Origin of the sequence: Streptomyces sp. NBC_00210 (assembly GCF_045160975.1) — a bacterium.
Taxonomy (GTDB): domain Bacteria; phylum Actinomycetota; class Actinomycetes; order Streptomycetales; family Streptomycetaceae; genus Streptomyces.
The window spans coordinates 6344319-6360733 of sequence record NZ_CP108120.1; the positions used below are offsets into that span (position 1 = coordinate 6344319).

16 protein-coding genes and 2 pseudogenes are annotated in these 16415 nt (G+C 69.0%); 9 read left to right on the plus strand and 9 right to left on the minus strand.

Annotated features, from left to right (window positions below; translation table 11 throughout):
* Positions 1-150 precede the first annotated feature (150 nt).
* Together OG729_RS28620 and OG729_RS28625 are read right to left on the minus strand one after the other, a co-directional pair.
* The gene (locus tag OG729_RS28620; protein ID WP_405808737.1) at positions 151-1290 is read right to left on the minus strand and encodes an ARPP-2 domain-containing protein; all 1140 of its coding nucleotides are present in this window, start codon (positions 1288-1290) and stop codon (positions 151-153) included.
* The gene (locus tag OG729_RS28625; protein WP_405808738.1) at positions 1287-2693 is read right to left on the minus strand and encodes a hypothetical protein; all 1407 of its coding nucleotides are present in this window, start codon (positions 2691-2693) and stop codon (positions 1287-1289) included. The genes OG729_RS28620 and OG729_RS28625 overlap by 4 nt, the downstream gene beginning before the upstream one ends.
* A gap of 202 nt (positions 2694-2895) precedes the next feature.
* Here OG729_RS28625 and OG729_RS28630 point away from each other — a divergent pair, with 202 nt between their 5' ends.
* Positions 2896-3804: a Gfo/Idh/MocA family protein gene (locus OG729_RS28630; protein WP_405808739.1), complete on the plus strand. Its 909-nt coding sequence runs from the start codon at positions 2896-2898 to the stop codon at positions 3802-3804.
* Between the two features lie 116 nt (positions 3805-3920).
* Here OG729_RS28630 and OG729_RS28635 read toward each other — a convergent pair.
* The 3 genes and pseudogenes from OG729_RS28635 to OG729_RS28645 form a co-directional block, all read right to left on the minus strand.
* Positions 3921-4271, minus strand: a pseudogene (locus OG729_RS28635) (hypothetical protein); the annotation flags it as partial.
* A gap of 15 nt (positions 4272-4286) precedes the next feature.
* Positions 4287-4919 (minus strand): annotated as a pseudogene (locus tag OG729_RS28640) (hypothetical protein); the annotation flags it as partial.
* A gap of 262 nt (positions 4920-5181) precedes the next feature.
* Positions 5182-6201, minus strand: a complete 1020-nt coding sequence (locus OG729_RS28645) for a hypothetical protein (protein ID WP_405808741.1) — start codon at positions 6199-6201, stop codon at positions 5182-5184.
* 9 nt (positions 6202-6210) lie between these two features.
* Here OG729_RS28645 and OG729_RS28650 point away from each other — a divergent pair, with 9 nt between their 5' ends.
* The gene (locus OG729_RS28650; protein ID WP_405808743.1) at positions 6211-6393 is read left to right on the plus strand and encodes a hypothetical protein; all 183 of its coding nucleotides are present in this window, start codon (positions 6211-6213) and stop codon (positions 6391-6393) included.
* A gap of 88 nt (positions 6394-6481) precedes the next feature.
* On the opposite strand, the gene OG729_RS28655 is transcribed toward OG729_RS28650, so the two are convergent.
* Positions 6482-6844, minus strand: coding sequence for an arsenate reductase family protein (locus OG729_RS28655; RefSeq protein WP_360883686.1), 363 nt, complete (start codon positions 6842-6844; stop codon positions 6482-6484).
* A 121-nt stretch (positions 6845-6965) separates the two neighbouring features.
* Between OG729_RS28655 and OG729_RS28660 the strand changes: the two genes are divergently transcribed.
* On the plus strand, positions 6966-7271 hold the full coding sequence (locus OG729_RS28660; protein WP_405808745.1) for a hypothetical protein: 306 nt from the start codon (positions 6966-6968) through the stop codon (positions 7269-7271).
* A 153-nt stretch (positions 7272-7424) separates the two neighbouring features.
* A complete protein-coding gene (locus OG729_RS28665) occupies positions 7425-8759 on the plus strand; it encodes a glycoside hydrolase domain-containing protein (protein ID WP_405808747.1) in 1335 nt (444 codons plus the stop codon).
* A 1-nt stretch (position 8760) separates the two neighbouring features.
* On the opposite strand, the gene OG729_RS28670 is transcribed toward OG729_RS28665, so the two are convergent.
* Positions 8761-9687 carry an MOSC domain-containing protein gene (locus OG729_RS28670; protein ID WP_405808749.1) on the minus strand — a complete coding sequence of 309 codons (927 nt, stop codon included), beginning with the start codon at positions 9685-9687 and terminating at the stop codon, positions 8761-8763.
* Positions 9688-9702: 15 nt separating this feature from the next.
* On the opposite strand from OG729_RS28670, the gene OG729_RS28675 reads away from it, so the two are divergent.
* Positions 9703-10044 (plus strand): antibiotic biosynthesis monooxygenase family protein, encoded by a 342-nt coding sequence (locus tag OG729_RS28675; protein WP_360883697.1) that lies wholly within the window; start codon positions 9703-9705, stop codon positions 10042-10044.
* A gap of 196 nt (positions 10045-10240) precedes the next feature.
* Here the strand turns inward: OG729_RS28675 and OG729_RS28680 are convergent, their stop codons facing one another.
* The gene (locus OG729_RS28680) at positions 10241-10852 is read right to left on the minus strand and encodes a GNAT family N-acetyltransferase (RefSeq protein ID WP_405808751.1); all 612 of its coding nucleotides are present in this window, start codon (positions 10850-10852) and stop codon (positions 10241-10243) included.
* A 186-nt stretch (positions 10853-11038) separates the two neighbouring features.
* On the opposite strand from OG729_RS28680, the gene OG729_RS28685 reads away from it, so the two are divergent.
* From OG729_RS28685 to OG729_RS28700, 4 genes are all read left to right on the plus strand, one after another.
* Positions 11039-11908 (plus strand): arpA protein, encoded by an 870-nt coding sequence (locus OG729_RS28685; protein ID WP_405808752.1) that lies wholly within the window; start codon positions 11039-11041, stop codon positions 11906-11908.
* 86 nt (positions 11909-11994) lie between these two features.
* Entirely contained in the window at positions 11995-12852 is an 858-nt protein-coding gene (locus tag OG729_RS28690) for a class I SAM-dependent methyltransferase (RefSeq protein WP_405808753.1), read from the plus strand.
* Positions 12831-14675 (plus strand): choline/carnitine O-acyltransferase, encoded by a 1845-nt coding sequence (locus OG729_RS28695; protein WP_360866753.1) that lies wholly within the window; start codon positions 12831-12833, stop codon positions 14673-14675. The genes OG729_RS28690 and OG729_RS28695 overlap by 22 nt, the downstream gene beginning before the upstream one ends.
* Before the next feature lie 166 nt (positions 14676-14841).
* A complete protein-coding gene (locus OG729_RS28700) occupies positions 14842-15363 on the plus strand; it encodes an HAD domain-containing protein (protein ID WP_360866750.1) in 522 nt (173 codons plus the stop codon).
* A 156-nt stretch (positions 15364-15519) separates the two neighbouring features.
* On the opposite strand, the gene OG729_RS28705 is transcribed toward OG729_RS28700, so the two are convergent.
* A complete protein-coding gene (locus OG729_RS28705) occupies positions 15520-15924 on the minus strand; it encodes a hypothetical protein (RefSeq protein ID WP_360880346.1) in 405 nt (134 codons plus the stop codon).
* Positions 15925-16415 lie beyond the last annotated feature (491 nt).

The window sequence follows — 16415 nt, forward strand, 5'->3', positions numbered from 1 at the left end:
TGCGGGTGCAGCGGTATGCCGCGCAGCTTCGCAATTCGCGATTTCCCGTCCGTTGCCCATGTGTGAACCCCACGTTACGCCCGACCCGCACCGGAAGAACGGTCGCAATGAGCCCGACCGGCAGCACTCCGGCAGCGCCCGCACGACACTTCAGGTCCGCGCCCTCAGCTCCGCCCCCTGCTTGAGCAGCGAATCGAAGCCCGCGGCACGGATCCGGCGGACAAGATCGGGGTAGCTGGTACCCAGCGCCTCGGCGGTGCGGCCCAGGTGCCAGTCGTGGTCGTGCAGCCGGCTGAGCAGATGGCCGCGGCGGATCTGCGCCTCGGAGAGCCGGAAGGTCTTGAGATAGGCGACACGGCCCTTGTGGTCGGTGATCGCCTCGCCGATGTGCTGCTCGCTCTCCCCGCGCCGGAAGGGCGGCAGAAAGCGCCACAGGCTGAATGAGTCCATCGTGTGGACCCGCTCGAAACTGTACGAGGGGTCGAGCAGCCGGGCCGCCATCAGGGAGCCGTGGCTCTCGGCCCACGCGCGCTCCTGGCCGCGGGCCGCCATCCGCAGATCGGCGAGCGTCGTCATGTGCCCGCGGTCGCGGATGCGCGCCTCGAAGTCGGGCACCGGACCGCCGAAGAAGGCGTACTGATGGACCAGTTCCCCGTACAGATCCTCGATCAGGGACGGGTGCAGGGCGCGGTAGTCGGCGGGGTGCGGCACGACGAAGGCCGCGGCGAGCGAGTCCGCCGCGTACACCAGCACGCCGCACTGGCCAGGGTGGATCTCGAAGATCCGCAGCGCCTCGCCGAGGCCGCGCACCGCCCAGCCCGCGTAGGCGTCCTCGGCACGTGGCGACAGGCCCTGGCGTACCGCCTGCTGGGACCACTCGTCCCAGACGATGGACGGGCCGCCGAAGTGCAGCGCCAGATAGCCCTCGAGGGCGAGATGGAGGGGGAGGAAGCGCAGCCGGTTCTCCTTGACCCCCTTGGTGGAGCGCCGCTTGGCCAGCCGGTGGTGACGGCGCACGGGCACACAGGCCGGGCACCCGTCGCCCAGCTGGGTTCCGTACGCCGCCGACTGGCCGCCCTCGCCCGACCAGTCCGCGACGAAGCCGTGCGGAATGTAGGAGAGATAGTGGTCGCGAGGGCCGAGTTCGACCTCGCCGTAGCCCGGACCGTAGATCTCATGGCGCAGCCGCAGCCCGTCCACCGGCTTCTCGCGCGCCAGCGGCACCAGCCGGATGCCGCCCCACACCTGGGCGGGCAGGGTGGTGAGTCCGGTCATGTCCAGCTTGTTCATCGCGCCCCCTCCAGGAAGCGTTCCGTGCGGCGGTCCAGATACGCCTGCAGCTCGGGCAGGCCGGTGCGGCCCTCGGCGAACTGCGCGATCTCCACCAGCGCCGCCAGATCCTCCGCGTCGCGGATGCCGGCGGTCGGCACGTTCGGAGCGAGGCGGCGCACATCGAAACCGTCCGCGTCGTATACGGGATTCACATGCACGACATGTGTGCGCCGGTCCGGGTCGAGCCGCGTGCGCCAGACCCGCAGCACCTCCTTGGCCAGGCCCGGCGGCGCGTTGTCCCAGCCGTCCGAGACGATCACCAGCCGCTCGGGGGAGTGCTCCAGGGCGTCGAGGATCCTGCTGCCGAGCGGCGTGGGGCCCCACGGCCGTATGAGCAGCGGATCGTCCGAGCCCGAGGTCCAGTGCGCCCGGTACGAACCGGCCAGCGCCTCCAGCAGGAAGTGGCAGCCGAGCGCGACCGCCAGCGGTCGGCGGCGCTTCACACCCGAGCCGGACGAGGAGTAGCTGTCGTCGAGCACGGCGCCGACCCGCCCCCAGGCCCCGACGTAGGGACCCGCGGCTCGCAGCGCGGCGGCCCGCAGCGCGCCGGTCAGTTCCGTGCGCCGCCGCACTCGCTCGTCCCGCTCCAGCGAGAGGACGTACAGCGCCAGCCGGGTCAGCGGCATGACGTCCAGATCGGTCTGCGTCCCGGCCCGCTGCGTACGCAGCCGCTCAAAACGGGTCATACGCGGGGCGATCCGCTCCAGGAACGCCCCGCGCGGGATGCCGTGCTTCGCCGCGAAGCCCTCGGCGACGGTGAACGGCAGCTCGTAGATGGCGCTCTGCTCGAAGTGGGCACGGCGGTACGCGTCGAGAAAGGCGTGCCCGTACCGGACACGCTTGCCGGGCCGGAACAGAAAGTCCCCGAACTCGCCCTCATCGAAGGGGAGATGAGTATGCCGGACGGCGGTTTTCAGTCCGTTGCGGTACTTCACGGCGTCGAGGCCCAGGTCCGGTCGGGCCGCCAGCCAGTCGCGCAGAATCGCGCGCGTGCGGCGGTTGTTGACCTTCGCGGCGCGCAGCGCACGGAACAGCCGGTAGACGCGCTGCGGCGGCAGTAGGGCGAGCCGGGCCGCGATCAGCCGGCCTTCCGTCCGCTTCTGCTCGGGGCTCGCGTCCGACGCCGTGCGCAGCAGCTGCTCGACGATCCGGACGCAGTTGTGGTCATTGATGTCGAGGGCGAGCGTGGCCGAGTACAGGGAGCGGTAGTTGACGCGTACGTACTCGTGCAGGAAGGCGAGTGACAGCTGCTGCTCGTGGGCCTCCGAGCGGAATTCGCGCTGTCCGGTCGCCGTGACCGCGGCGTTCACGAAGAGGAGCACGTCCTCGGCCGCGATGAGATCGGCATGGGTCTCCGCCATCGTCTCCCCCGTACTGCAATACACGTACTGCAATCCCCGTACACAGTGGTGCCGGCCGGGGAATGGGGGCGCGATCAGCGAAATCACTGCTTTATAGGCAAGTCCCGGAAGTCGCACCGGAGTCCCGCGGCCGGCCCCGAAAACGTAACACCGTTGGTCAGTCGTTCCGCGGGAATTTTCCGCTGCGGGCACACTGGGCCGCATGACGAAGCCCGCGAAGCAGCTGCGTATCGGACTCCTCGGCGCCGGCCCCTGGGCGGAGCGCACCCAGGCCCCCGCGCTCGCCGCCCACCCGGATGTCGACTTCGCCGGGGTGTGGGCCAGACGGCCCGAAGCGGCTGCCGCCGTCGGCGCCGCGCACGGCACGACGTCGTACTCCGGCGACGACGGCGCGGACGCCCTCTTCGCCGACTGTGACGCTGTCGCCTTTGCGCTGCCGCCGGACATCCAGGCGCCGCTCGCGGCCCGGGCGGCAGCGGCCGGGTGTCATCTGCTGCTGGACAAGCCGGTCGCGACGAGCGTGACGCTTGCGCGGGAGACGGCCGCCGCGGCGGAGCGCGCCGGGGTCGCATCGGTGGTCTTCTGCACCCTGCGCTTCGCCGCGGACACCGCGCCCTGGATCGATGCACATGCGGCGGTGGGCGGCTGGTTCACCGCCCATGCGCGGTGGCTCGGCTCGCTGTACGCGCCGGGCGCGGACAGTCCGTACGCCCAGTCGCCGTGGCGACGCGAGAAGGGCGGTCTGTGGGACGTCGGCCCGCATGTGCTGTCGGTGCTGATCCCGGTGCTCGGCGATGTGACGGAGGTGACCGCGGCGCGCGGGCCCGTGGACACCGTGCATCTGGTGCTGCGGCACACGTCCGGGGCGTCGAGCACGGCGACGCTCGGCCTGAGCGCGCCGCTGAAGGCCTCCGGCGTGAGCATCGAGCTGGCCGGCGATCAGGGGAAGGCCGTGCTGCCGGAGTGGGGCGATGCCGTGCGTTCGTTCGGGGCGGCGCTGGACGCGCTGGTGGAGTCGGCGCGTACGGGGCGGGCGCACGGTTGCGACGTACGGTTCGGGCTGCGGCTGACGGAGATCCTGGCGGAGGCGGAGCTCCGGCTCAATCGGTGATGGAGTGCCCAGGACGGTGCCGTATGTAGTGCCCAGGACGGTGCCGTATGTAGTGCCCAGGACGGTGCCGTATGGGGGGTGCGGCACCGTCCTGGATTCCGGAAGGACCGTCAGGGTCAGCCGATCTTCTCGATCCGCGCCTTGCGGATCAGGAACTTGCCGGGCTCGCGGACCTGCTCGAAGGCCGCGTTGTTCAGCAGGGCGCAGCTGCCGGACGCGGAGGCGACCTTGACGGTCGTCGACTTGTTGTTGTCGAGGTTGGTCACCTTGAGGGTGGTGCCGATCGGGAACTGGTTGCTGGAGGCGGCGGGTGCGCCGCCTTCGCCGGACAGGGTGACGGTCGAGCCTGCGCAGACGACCTGGCCGTTGGCCTGTCCGCCGCCGGCCTGGTCACCGGCCTGGTCACCGGCCTGGTTTCCGCCCTGGTCGCCGGCCTGGTCGTCGGCCTGGTCGCCACCCTGATTTCCGGCCTGGTCGCCGTTCCCGATCTTCTCGATCCTGGCCTTGCGGATGAGGTTCTTGCCGGGCTCGCGGACCTGCTCGAAGGCCGCGTTGTTGAGCAGGGCGCAGCTGCCGGACGTCGAGGTGACCTTGACCGTGGTCGACTTGTTGTTGTCGAGGTTGGTCACCTTGAGGGTGGTGCCGATCGGGAACTGGTTGCTGGAGGCGGCGGGTGCGCCGCCTTCGCCGGACAGGGTGACGGTCGAGCCTGCGCAGACGACTTCGCCGTTGGCCTGTCCGCCGCCGGCCTGGTCACCGGCCTGATTTCCGCCCTGGTCGCCGTTCTGGCCGCCGCCCTGGTCCTCCGCCGGCGGTTGAGCGGCCTCACCTCCCCCGCCTGAGACCTCGCACCCCGACGCCGCCTGCTTACGCTTGATCTCCTCGATCACGGCCTGCCGGTTGGCGATCCGCGCCTCGGACTGCGCGTCCGGGTTTGCGCGCTGCTCGGCGATGAACTTCTCGTTGTTCTGCAGGGCTGTGACCAGCCCGTCGCAGGCCACCGACGACGCATTGCTGACGCCGGTCATGACCACTGCCGTACCGCCGACGACGGCGGCGGCGCCGACGAGCAGAGCGATCTTCTTCTTACCGCTGAGGGTCTTCTTGCGCGACACGTGGGACTCCTGTCGGGTCGGTTCCGTGTGCCGTTACGTACGAGTAGGCATCTGGTTCGTTTCAGGGGTCTCACCCACAACTTCCTTAACTTTTCTTAAGGTTGGCGCAGCTCAGCGAGTTGTCGGCCGATTCCTGAGCCGAGTTTCCACTCACGTCTCACTCGGGTGGGAGAGCCCGGTCCCGCACCTGCGGCGCCCGCTCCGCCAGGGCAGCCACCAGCTGGTCACGCCTGCGCCGGTGGGGCACGGACGAGCGCCGGCCTCAGAACAACCGGTCGAGGAGGTGCACCCAGGCGGCCAACTCGGCGCGCAGCTCGGGGTCCTGGACGCGATCGCGACACAGGAGGGCGGCATCCACCAGGTCCTTGGCGCCGCGCGAGATACGCATCGCGTCCAGATTCTGGCGGGCGAGCGCGGTGTTGTCCCGGGTCGGCACATCGGCCCGCGCGACGGGGAGTGCGTCGAGACAGCCCCGTACGACCTCGTCGGCGGTGGGCTCCGGAGCCTTCAGCTGGTCGACGACGTACGCGAGGTTCATGGCGGAGTCCGCCCGGTCGAAGGCCCCGGACACCGCCGCATGCAGCTCCAGCCAGAGCCGCAGCCGCACCCAGGCGTCACGCTCGCCGGGTGCCGCCAGGTCGAGCTGATGACTGCACTCGCGCCGGAGACTGCCCCACCAGTCCGCCGACTCCGGCGGCTCCGGCATCCGCCGCTCCACCCAGCGCCGCCGGTCCTCGTCCGGGATCCCGAGCAGATGCCTCAGCGAGTCCTGCACGGCCTGCCGGGACCATGGGCTCGGCGGAGGAAGGAAGTCGTTCGCCGTGATCGAGAACACTTCACCCTCGTCGTCGGCGATCACTTCGATACTGCTTTCACGCCGGTGACACCGCACATAGCCACCGGAATCGTCCGGGACCGGCTCGCTCAGCGGGCAGCCGGCCGCCTGGGCTGCCTGCCTCAAGTCGGCGAGCAGCAAGGGCACTTCCAGCCGGCGCGGCTTGAGGCTGAAGTAGTGCCCGACCCAGTCCCCGTCGGGTTCCCAGCGCTGCCACCAGAAGTCGATCAGTCCGTTCGGCCCGTAGCTGCGGTAGAGCAGATCCTTCTTCGGGTGCTCGAAGAAGTCCGTGCCGAGCAGGGTGGTGACGTCGTCGGGGGTGCACCGGGGGTCGGCGCCGCGCACGGATCCGCTCGCAATGACGTCGACATAGAAGTCGAGCCCGGGTTCGCCCGGTATGCGGCCGGCCCCGACGCCGTCGGGCACGCCCTGGTGGTACTCCGTCATTCCGCCCCCATGTTCTCGTCGCCCTCGCCAGTCGGCCCGCTGACGCTGCTGCGCCCGTTCGTCGTCCTGGCCGTAGCGGGCGCGGCGGTCTGGGGCTCTCTCCCGGCGGCAGCAGTCGCGGCGGCAGCCTCGGTGGGCGTGCTGCTCGTGGAACCGCTGACGCACCGCCGCTGGTACGCAGTACCGCTGTGACGTCCCAGGACCCGCGAAGTCCTCGGACCGGTGACGTCCAGGACCCGTGAAGTCCTCGGACCGGTGATGTCCTCGGACCGGTGATGTCTCAGGACCGGCCGAGCGCGTCCCGTACCGCCTCGTCCGTACGTCCCACGACGGCCGTCCCGTCGTCCGCCGTGATGATCGGCCGCTGAATCAGCTTGGGGTGCTTCACCAGCGCCTCGATCCACTGGTCGCGTGAATCCTCGTCCCGCGCCCATTCCTTGAGCCCGAGCTCCTTCGCCACCGCCTCCTGCGTCCGCGTGATGTCCCACGGCTCAAGACCGAGCCGCCCAAGGACGGCCCGGATCTCGTCCGCGCTGGGCACGTCCTCCAGATAGCGCCGGACGGTGTACTCGGCACCCTCCTCGTCGAGCAGGCTGATCGCGCTGCGGCACTTCGAACAGGCGGGATTGATCCAGATCTCCATCCCGCCACGGTACCGCGCAGACGGCCCTCAAACACCGCCTGGCCAGCGGCGATTGTCAGTGGTGGCCGGTAGACTGAACAGTAGTTCGGGATGGTCCCGCCACCGCGCCAGGAGGTTGCCGATGGCCGTTGCCACACTCATCACGAAGCCGACCAAGACGACCAAGACGACGAACCAGACCAAGTCCTCGCACCACCCACTGAAGAAGAAGCCGCTCCCGGCCGGACAGCCGCGCGAGTGGTACGTCTCCCACAATCGCCGGCTGAAGGCCATGCGCCTGTCGATCGCCCTGCTCGACTCGGGCGTCTACCACCCGGCGACGGCCGACAACATCAAGATACGAGCGACGGCGGAGCGCATCGGGATCCACCCGCCGTCGGACACGACCTGCCGGATGGTGCGGGCGCTGATCCGCTACGGCCGATAGATCGGGTCGAGCAAGGGGCATGACCTGCCGCCGTCACCCCGGGTGACGGCGGCAGGTTCGACACGGGCAAGAAACCACACCGGCACAGGGTGCAGTTGGCACACATTGGGGCATTCTGAACCCACTCGGTTCGAGCAGCCCCGGGGGCCAGCCATGTCGCATCCGTACCGCACCCTTCGAAGATTCCTCGTCTTCTGCGCCGCCGGCGTCCTCAGCGCCGGCACCACGCTCACCTTCGCCCCACCCGCCGCCGCCGAACCGGCCACGGCGGTCGCCTATCCCGCAGGGGCGAGCGCGACCCGATACTCCGGACTCGCCTTCGACACCTGTACCGCGCCGCCGCTGACGGCGATCCAGGCGTGGGGCGCCTCCCCGTACCGCGCCATCGGTGTCTACATCGGGGGCGTCAACCGCACTTGCGCCCAGCCCCAACTGACCGCGTCGTGGGTCGCGTCCGTGTCGGCGCTCAAGTGGCGTCTGCTGCCCATTTACAAGGGCCTGCAGCCGCCGTGCGGCGGCCGCCCCACCGACGCCAAGATCAGCACCGTCCCGGCGACCGCCCGATCCCAGGGCACCGCGGCGGCCGCGGACGCCATCGCCAAGGCCAAAGCGCTCGGCATGCAGCCCGGCAGCGCCTTCTACAACGACATCGAGAACTACTCCCAGACCGACGACACCTGCAAGATCGCCGTCCTGTCGTACGCCTCCGCCTGGACGAAGGAGCTGCACCGGCTCGGCTATGTCTCCGGCGTCTACATGAACCTCAACCAGGGAGCCAAGCAACTCTCCGACGCCTACACCTCCACCGCCTACGCCCGTCCCGACGCGCTGTGGATCGCCCGCTACGACGGAGTCGACTCCCTGACGGGCTGGACCAACATCGCCGACGCCAAATGGGCCGTGACCCAGCGGGCCAAGCAGTTCAAGGGCGACCACAACGAGACCTACGGCGGCGTCACCATCAACATCGACACCGACCGGCTCAACGCACCGGTCGCCACCGTCGCGTACACCCATACGGTGACGAGCTCCAGCACGCTCAACGCCCGCACCGGCCCCTCGACGGTCTACCCCGTCGCCAAGTCGTACGCGCCCGGGGCGGCCCTCAAGGTGGTGTGCCAGGCGCCCGGCTCCACCGTCGGCACCACCCGCGTATGGGACAAGCTCTCCGACGGCACGTACGTCACGGACTACTACGTGAGCACCCCGTCCAACACCAACTACAGCGCCCCGCTGTCGCGCTGCACGTATCCGTATCAGACCACCGCGGCGAGCGGCCTCGCCCAACACACCGGCCCCGGCACGTCGTACCCCGTGGCGGGGACGTCTCCCAACGGGTCCCTGGCGTGGGTGTACTGCCAGCGGCCGGGTTCGAAGGTCGGCACCACCAGTGTCTGGGACCGGATGGACAACGGCCGCTATGTCTCGGACTACTACGTGGCGACACCCAGCAACACGACCTACAGCAAGCCGGTTCCCCGCTGCTGACTCAGGCAGCCGCGCCGGACGCCCAGGTGGGCAGCACGGGATCTCCGACGGCGAGCGTCCCGTGCTGCACCACGGCCGCCTTCATGCCGAAGCTGACCTTGTTCTCGTACTCCGGCTCCCGCCGGTAGGTGGCGAGCGTACGGATCGGCTCGGGACCGGCCCGCAGTCCCGTGAGCTGGTCGACCAGCGGGACGCTGCACCGCATCGCCCGTACCGCGTAGGCGAGCCGGACCGTCCCGATCTCCAGCCGTCGCATCTCGTCCTCGGCGTGCGGCTCGGTGCAGCCGTCGAGGACGATGTTCGCCCGGAAGCGGTCCATCGGCACCGGCGCCGCGGCTTGCCGCATGCCCCGTTCCGTACCTCGTTCCGTGCCCCGTTCCGTACCTCGTTCCGTGCCCCGTTCCGTGCCCCGTTCCGCGCCGCGCTGCGCGATCCGCGCGTTCAGCCCGTCGAGCGACGCCTGTGAAGCCACCAGCACCGCATGCGCGTCCGCGAAGGCGACCTTGCCGGGCGTCTCGCCCCACCCGTCCCGGTCGAAGCCCGAAGGCACCCGCACCAGCCGTGACTTCGCCCCCAGCACCTCGGAGAACCACTCGGCGGCCGCGTCCCCCTGGTCGGCGCCCTCCCCGATGTCCCTGCCGAACATACTCACCGGCCGCCGCTCCCCGTCCGGGTCCACCTCCAGCAGTACGCTCTCGACCCCGCCCGCGGACAGTCGCAGCGCGACACCCCCGTCGACGATCTCCGGCCGGATCGCGGCCATGGCGGGCAGCGCCCGCTGACTGCGGAACGTACCGTCCGCGGCGTCCACGACCATGAACGTGCGGTCGTGCTCCAGCCCCGTCTCGCCGACCCGGGCGGTTTCGACAGCGGTACCGGCACAGCCCTTGACCGGGTAGTACGTCAGTTTCTGCACAGTGATCCCCATGCCGACCGATCGTACGTGCGTCCCGCGCCGACCGGTGAGACGATCAACGGGACGACCACCAGGGAGACGTACATGCTCATCGTGTCCGGACGACTCCACGTCGCTGCCACGGCCCGCGACGATTTCCTCACCGGCTGCCGCGAGGTCGTGACCCATGCCCGTACGGCCCCCGGCTGCCTGGATTTCGCTCTCTCACCGGACCCGCTCGACCCGACCCGTATCAACGTCTACGAACGCTGGGAGTCGGACGAGTCCCTGACCGCGTTCCGCGACTCGGGCCCGGCGCCGGACCAACTGGTGGCGATCGTCGATGCGGATGTGCAGAAGTACCGCATCTCGGCGACCGAGCCTGCCTGAGGCTTTGGCCGGCCGGTTTCAGAGCCGCGCGCTTAAGGCCCTGTCCGGCCGATCTTGCCGGGCTCGCGTGCCCTGGCACGCACATCTGCTGCGTTGTCGTCAGTCGCCGACGCTCCGCGTCGGCTCCTTCCTCCGCCTTGCATCTGCACGCACCAGACCCTCCCCCTACGCCCTGGGGGCGTGGGGGGACCCCCACTCACTGATCCGGCCTGATCGACCGGACAGGACCTAGGCGCGCCTTCGCCGCCGGCCACTCCTCGCTCAGGATCGAGAAGTACACGCTGTCCCGCCACGTCCCGTCCGGCCGCAGCCGGTGGCGGCGCAGTACGCCCTCACGCTGCGCCCCGATGCGGGCGATGGCGGCCTGCGACCGCTGGTTCATATGGTCGGTCTTCAACTGGACGCGCCCCATGCCGAGTTCCTCGAAGGCATGCGTCAGCAACAGCAGCTTCGTCTCCGTGTTGACGGCAGTCCGCCAGAACGCGCGCCCGTACCAGGTCCAGCCGATCTCCAGGCGCTCGTCCACCGTGTCGACGTCCAGGTACGTGGTCCAGCCGACGGCCTGCCCGGACGCCCGGTGGATGACGGCGAACGCCACGTACTCGCCCCGCTCTGCGTCATCGAGCAGCGCGCGCAGCTTCAGGCCGAGCTCGTCCTGCGTATGGGGCGTCGGCCCGCCCTGCCAGCGCCAGACCTCGTCGTCCCCGCCGCCCGCGGCGAAAAGGTCGGGGAGGTGATCCATCGTCAACGGTTCAAGACGGACGTAGTGGCCGGTCAGCGTCACGGGCAGTGGTGTCTTGGCAGGCATGACGCAAACGGTAGCCGCCATCTGCACTAGTTGCAATCCTATGTTGCACTAGTGCAAAACGCAATCACGCCATCTTAGTGCGACGTGTCACAGACAACCCGGCGGGCCTGTGGGAGCTTCAACTCCGTTACTCCTCAGGTGAGTTGCTGAAGAGTCGACGATCTGCCCGCACGTGGAGAGGATCGAATGAGCACTTTGGAAGCAATGACGCTTGACCAGGTGGTCGACACGGCTCGATATCCCCTGTCCGAACTCGAGAGCGCCGAGGGGCAGGCCGTGATTTCCCGCGCCCGGCGCGAACTGGCGGCTGTCGGCTGCACCGTGCTGCCGGACTTCATCCGCCCCTCGCTCCGCGACGTCCTGCGGCAGGAGTGCTCGGCCATCGCCCCCCGCGCGCACTTCGACGTCGAAACGGTCAACGTCTACAACATCGCGGTCGACTCGGCTCTGCCGGCGGACCACCCCGGCCGGAGGACCTTCCAGCGGGGCAACGCGTTCGTCGCGCGGGACCGTATCCCCGCAAGCTCCCTCATCAGCAGGCTCTACTCCCACCGGGTCTTCCAGCGCTTCATCGCCGACTGCTTCAGACTGCCGCAGCTGCACGAGCTGGCGGACCCGCTCTCCGGGCTCGTTCTCAACGTCGTCGAGCCCGGCATGGAGCACCCCTGGCACTTCGACACCAACGAGTTCACCGTCAGCATGCTCACCCAGGAAGCGCAGGCCGGCGGCGTCTTCGAGTACTGCCCGAACATCAGATCCGCGCACGACGAGAGCTTCGACGACGTCCGGGACGTACTGGACGGCCGGGGCGAGCGGATGATCCGGCGCCTGCCCCTGCAACCCGGTGACCTGCAGCTTTTCAAGGGCCGCTACTCGCTGCACCGCGTAAGCCCCGTGCGTGGCGAGATCGCGCGCCACTCCGCGATCTTCGCCTACAGCGAGCGCCCCGGCGTCATCGGGAGCGTGGCACGGACCAGGCAGCTCTTCGGCCGGGTACTGCCCGAACATCTGGCGGCCGAGGGCCGGGCGGTGCGAGGCGATCGACTGCTGGATTAGCGGCGGCGAGGACGTACGTGCGCGCGGTCGACCGCAGCCGTCGTAGGCCGTTTCCCCACTCTGCGATCCACGGAGGAGTAAGCCCTGTGCGTTTCGACGCGACCGGAAAAGTCTCGCTCGACCACATCTACACGCAGCCCGATCCGCGCGCGTATTTCAATGTGCTGCGCCCGCTCGGCTACTGCGTTCCGCAACAGGCCAAGCCCTACTTCGCGAAACTCATCAAGGAGTACCGGGACTCCCAGCACGTCGCGGTGCCGCAAGTGCTGGACATAGGGTGTTCGTACGGAATCAACGCAGCCCTGCTGAAGTACGACGCGACCATGGACGAGCTGTACGCGCGCTATGACGACGAGAAGAGCCGGGGAGAGAGCCGCGAAGCCCTGCTGGCCCGGGACCGGGAGCTGTCCCGGTCACGACAGCCCGCGCAGCGCATCCGCTTCGTCGGCCTGGACGCCTCCGACAGTGCCCTGTCGTACGCACTCGGGGCAGGTTTCCTCGACGACGCGGTGCACGCCGACCTGGAGGAGCACGAACCCACACCGCCGCAGCGCGCCCAGCTCGCCGGGACGGACCTGGTGATCTCGACGGGCTGCCTCGGCTATGTCACCCAGCGGACACTCACCCGCGTCGTGCGGGCGCAGGGCGGTCGCCTGCCCTGGATGGCGCACTTCGTGCTGCGGATGTTCCCGTTCGACCCCGTCGACCGCGCGCTCGACGAACTGGGCTACCGGACCGTCCGCGTCGAAGGTGTCTTCAAACAGCGGCGGTTCGCCTCTGAGGAGGAACAGACGCTCGTGTTGGACACGATGTCTGCCAACGGGGTGGATGCGCGGGGCCTGGAAACGGAAGGCTGGCTGTACGCAGAGCTCTACCTTTCCCGGCCGCACGGCACACGCACACGCACGACAGGTCCCAACGAATGGAATCGAGAACAGAATTGAACACCAGTCAGGCCAGTCAGGGAGCAGCAACGACCTTCGCGTACGAGGACACGCTGCCGCGCGTGCCGCTGCCTACGCCGGAGGCGAGCTGCGAGAGGTTCCTCGCCTGGTGCGCGCCCCTGCTGACCGCCGACGAGCTGGCGGCGACCGAGGCTGAGGTGACCGCTTTCCTCCGGCCCGACGGCCCCGGCCGGCTGCTGCACGCGGCGCTGGCGGAGTACGACGCGAAGGAAGGCGTACACAGCTGGCTCGACACCTTCTGGCCGTACCGCTACCTGGGCCGCCGGGACCGGATCGCGCTCAACGCCAACTTCTTCTTCCTCTTCCAGGACTCCGACCGACCGCAGCTGGAGCGGGCGGCGGGCCTCATCGCCGGGGCCCTCAGCTACAAGCGGCAGCTCGATCAGGAGCTCATCGCGCCGGTGGTGCAGCGCGGGCAGCCCCAGTCGATGGTGCAGAACAAGTACCTGTTCTCCACCACCCGGATCCCCGGCGCGCAACAGGACACCGTCCGCGCCCCCTACAGCGAGGCGCAGCCGGGCCCGTCCAAGGCCCGGCACATCGTGGTGTTCTTCCGGGGCGCCATGTTCCGGCTGGACGTACTCGGCGCCGACGGTGTCCCGCACAGCCTGGACGACCTCGAGGCCGGCCTGCGCGCCGTCATGAAGGCCGGCGCCGAACCGGCGGACACGTCCGTGGGCCACCTCACGACCATGGCCCGGGCGGAATGGGCGGCCGCCCGTGAGTCCCTGCTCGCCTGCCACCCCCGCAATGCGGACGCACTGGACGACATCGAGACCGCGCTGTTCTGCGTCGCGCTGGAGGACTTCACACCCGCGGACATCCAGGAGGCGTGCGACGAGCTGCTGTACGGCGACCGCGGCAACCGCTGGTTCGACAAGGCCGTGTCCTTCATCGTCTTCGCCGACGGCCGGGCCGGCATCAACGTCGAGCACTGCGAGCTGGACGGAACCACCATCCTCAGCTTCACCGACGCACTGCTCAGCACCCCGGCCGAGGAACAGTCCCACCAGTCCGGCGCGCTCTCCCAGGGCCTCCCGGCGCTGGAGCCGATCGTCTTCGAACTGGACGACGCCCTGCGGGCCCAGGCGCGCTCGGCCGCCGATGCCTTTGCGGCGTACGGGCAGAACACCGCGACCCGCACCGTGTCCTTCGCGGACTTCGGCAGCACCGCCGCCAAGACGCTGCGGGTCTCACCGGACGCATTCGTGCAGGTCGCCTACCAGCTCGCCCACCAGCGCGCCAAGGGGCACCTGGGCGCCACGTACGAATCGATCGCCACCCGGCAGTACCAGCACGGGCGGACCGAGGCGATGCGTGTCGTCACCCCCGAGATGGTGGCGTTCGTGGCGGCGATGGAGAACCCGTCGACGGACACGGCGACCCGCCGCGCCGCGTTCCGGGCCGCCGCGGAGGCCCATGTGGCACGCGCGAAGGAGTGCCAGGCCGGCCAGGTGCCCGAGCAGCACCTGTGGGAACTGGAACTGATCCAGCGCCGACGGGGTGCGGAGCTCGGAGTGCTCGAGCAGCCCGCGCTCTACCGGACGCCGGGCTGGGTGACGATGCGAGACGACTACCTGAGCACCAGCTCGGCGCCGTCGCACAACATCCAGTACTTCGGCTTCGGCTCGACGAGCCTCCAGTGCATCGGCGTGGCCTATGTGCTGCTGCCCGAGCGGTTCAACATCTATCTGAGCACGCCGCTGGCGGTGGCGGACCAGATGGAGGTGTTCGCGGAACGGCTCCGGGAGGCGGTGGGGGAGCTGCGGGAGCTGCTGGCGCCGGAGCGGTCCGAGGGCTGAATCGGCTGCCGGGGCTGGAGTGGAAGGGGCCGACACCGCATCGGGGTGTCGGCCCTCATTCAGCCCTCACCGACCGCAGGCTTTTGCTGACAGCGCTGCGGCTTGTGGGGTCCACACGATATTCACCGGCTGCCGCACCAGCGGGAAGGATCGCTACCGTGCAGTCGTGACCGGTTCTGCACAGCATTCACTACTCTTTCTCGATGTCGACGGACCACTTATTCCGTTCGGGGCGACGCCGCAACAGCATCCGAGCGGGTATCCGACGTATCAGACAGGCCCCGAACCGCTGGAGGCCTACGCGAATCCACTGCTGACCAGGATCAACCCCGCGCACGGGCCTCGATTGCTGGCGCTACCGTGCGACCTGGTGTGGGCCACGACGTGGATGTCAGACGCGAACGAGTGCATCGCACCGCGGATCGGCCTGCCGGAGTTGCCCGTGGTGATCTGGCCGGAGCCGTCCGACGAGGATGAGCACGGTGGGCTCCATTGGAAGACCCGCACTCTCCTCGACTGGGCAGCCGGGCGCTCATTCGCCTGGGTCGACGATGAGATCACCGATGCTGATCGGGCCTGGGTAGCAGCGCACCACCCAGGAAGAGCCCTTCTGCATCGCGTCGACCATCGACAAGGCCTCACAGACGCGGACTTCGCTGCTCTCGACATTTGGCTGCGGGCGGGCTGACTACAGTCTGGAGCCAATGCTCCGTCGACACCGAGGCCCTCCCCGGCACTACCGAGGGCTGATCCCCTCCATCACGGCAGAGGGACACGATCGACTAAAACCGCTCAAGCGCGATGCCGGACCATGTGCAGCTCACCCGGCCGCGCGGCAACCTGGTCAACTCGCCGGGCTGGTCAGGACACAGTTCGGATAATCGTTGTCCGGATCGCCGACGGCGACCCAGAGCTTCAGGACCTTGCCTTGCCTCAAGGCGTCGTAGGAGTCGGGCTCCCGCTCACCCGTTTCAGGGTGAGCGGCGTCGAAGGTCACACCGACGAAGGTTTGCTTCTTGTTGGAGTCTTGCACCCAGGTGCCTGTTCCGGACCCGGTCAAACCCTCGTCCCAGCGGTAGGCGATGCAGACTTTATCGGCGATGAACGTCCCGTCCGGCTTCAGCGTGAGGGTGCCGCCGTCGGCATCGGTCCACGTGGTCGCAAGTTCGGCCGGCTTCAGAACGACCGCATCGCCTTCGGGCGGCGGCATGACGGTCAACCTGCCGCAGGCCGTCAGGGCGAGGGCCATGGCGAGCAAGATCGGCGCAGCACGACAGGAACGCAACACACTCCACCCCTAACGGGTTCCGCAGGCCGCGTGCGCGACCGATGGGCTCAAGAACGCACGCCGTACCCTGGCACAGTGTTTGAACACGTTCAAGTCAGTCGTCGGCGGCCACTCTCTTCACGAGGCGTGAGGCGGTACGGCAGCGAAGTACCGCAACCACAACGGCCGATCGCGGTCGGGCCGCAAACAGTCCATGGATCACCTTCTTCGCGAACCGCTTCCTGGCCCGGCGCACGCGACGGTCCATGCCATCACCACTTGACGCGACGGGCACCGCGACAGGTTGCTGACCACCCAGGGCAGAGAACAGTTGCTCGCCGCTACACCACACCAGGAGACATGACTCACCGACCGGACCTTGAGAGCAGGTCCGGCCGACTGATAGCGCTCTTCTTCTGCGCGAAAGTCATGGGTCCGCACCCGCATGAGGCGGACCCCCGGCTGGAGCCCGC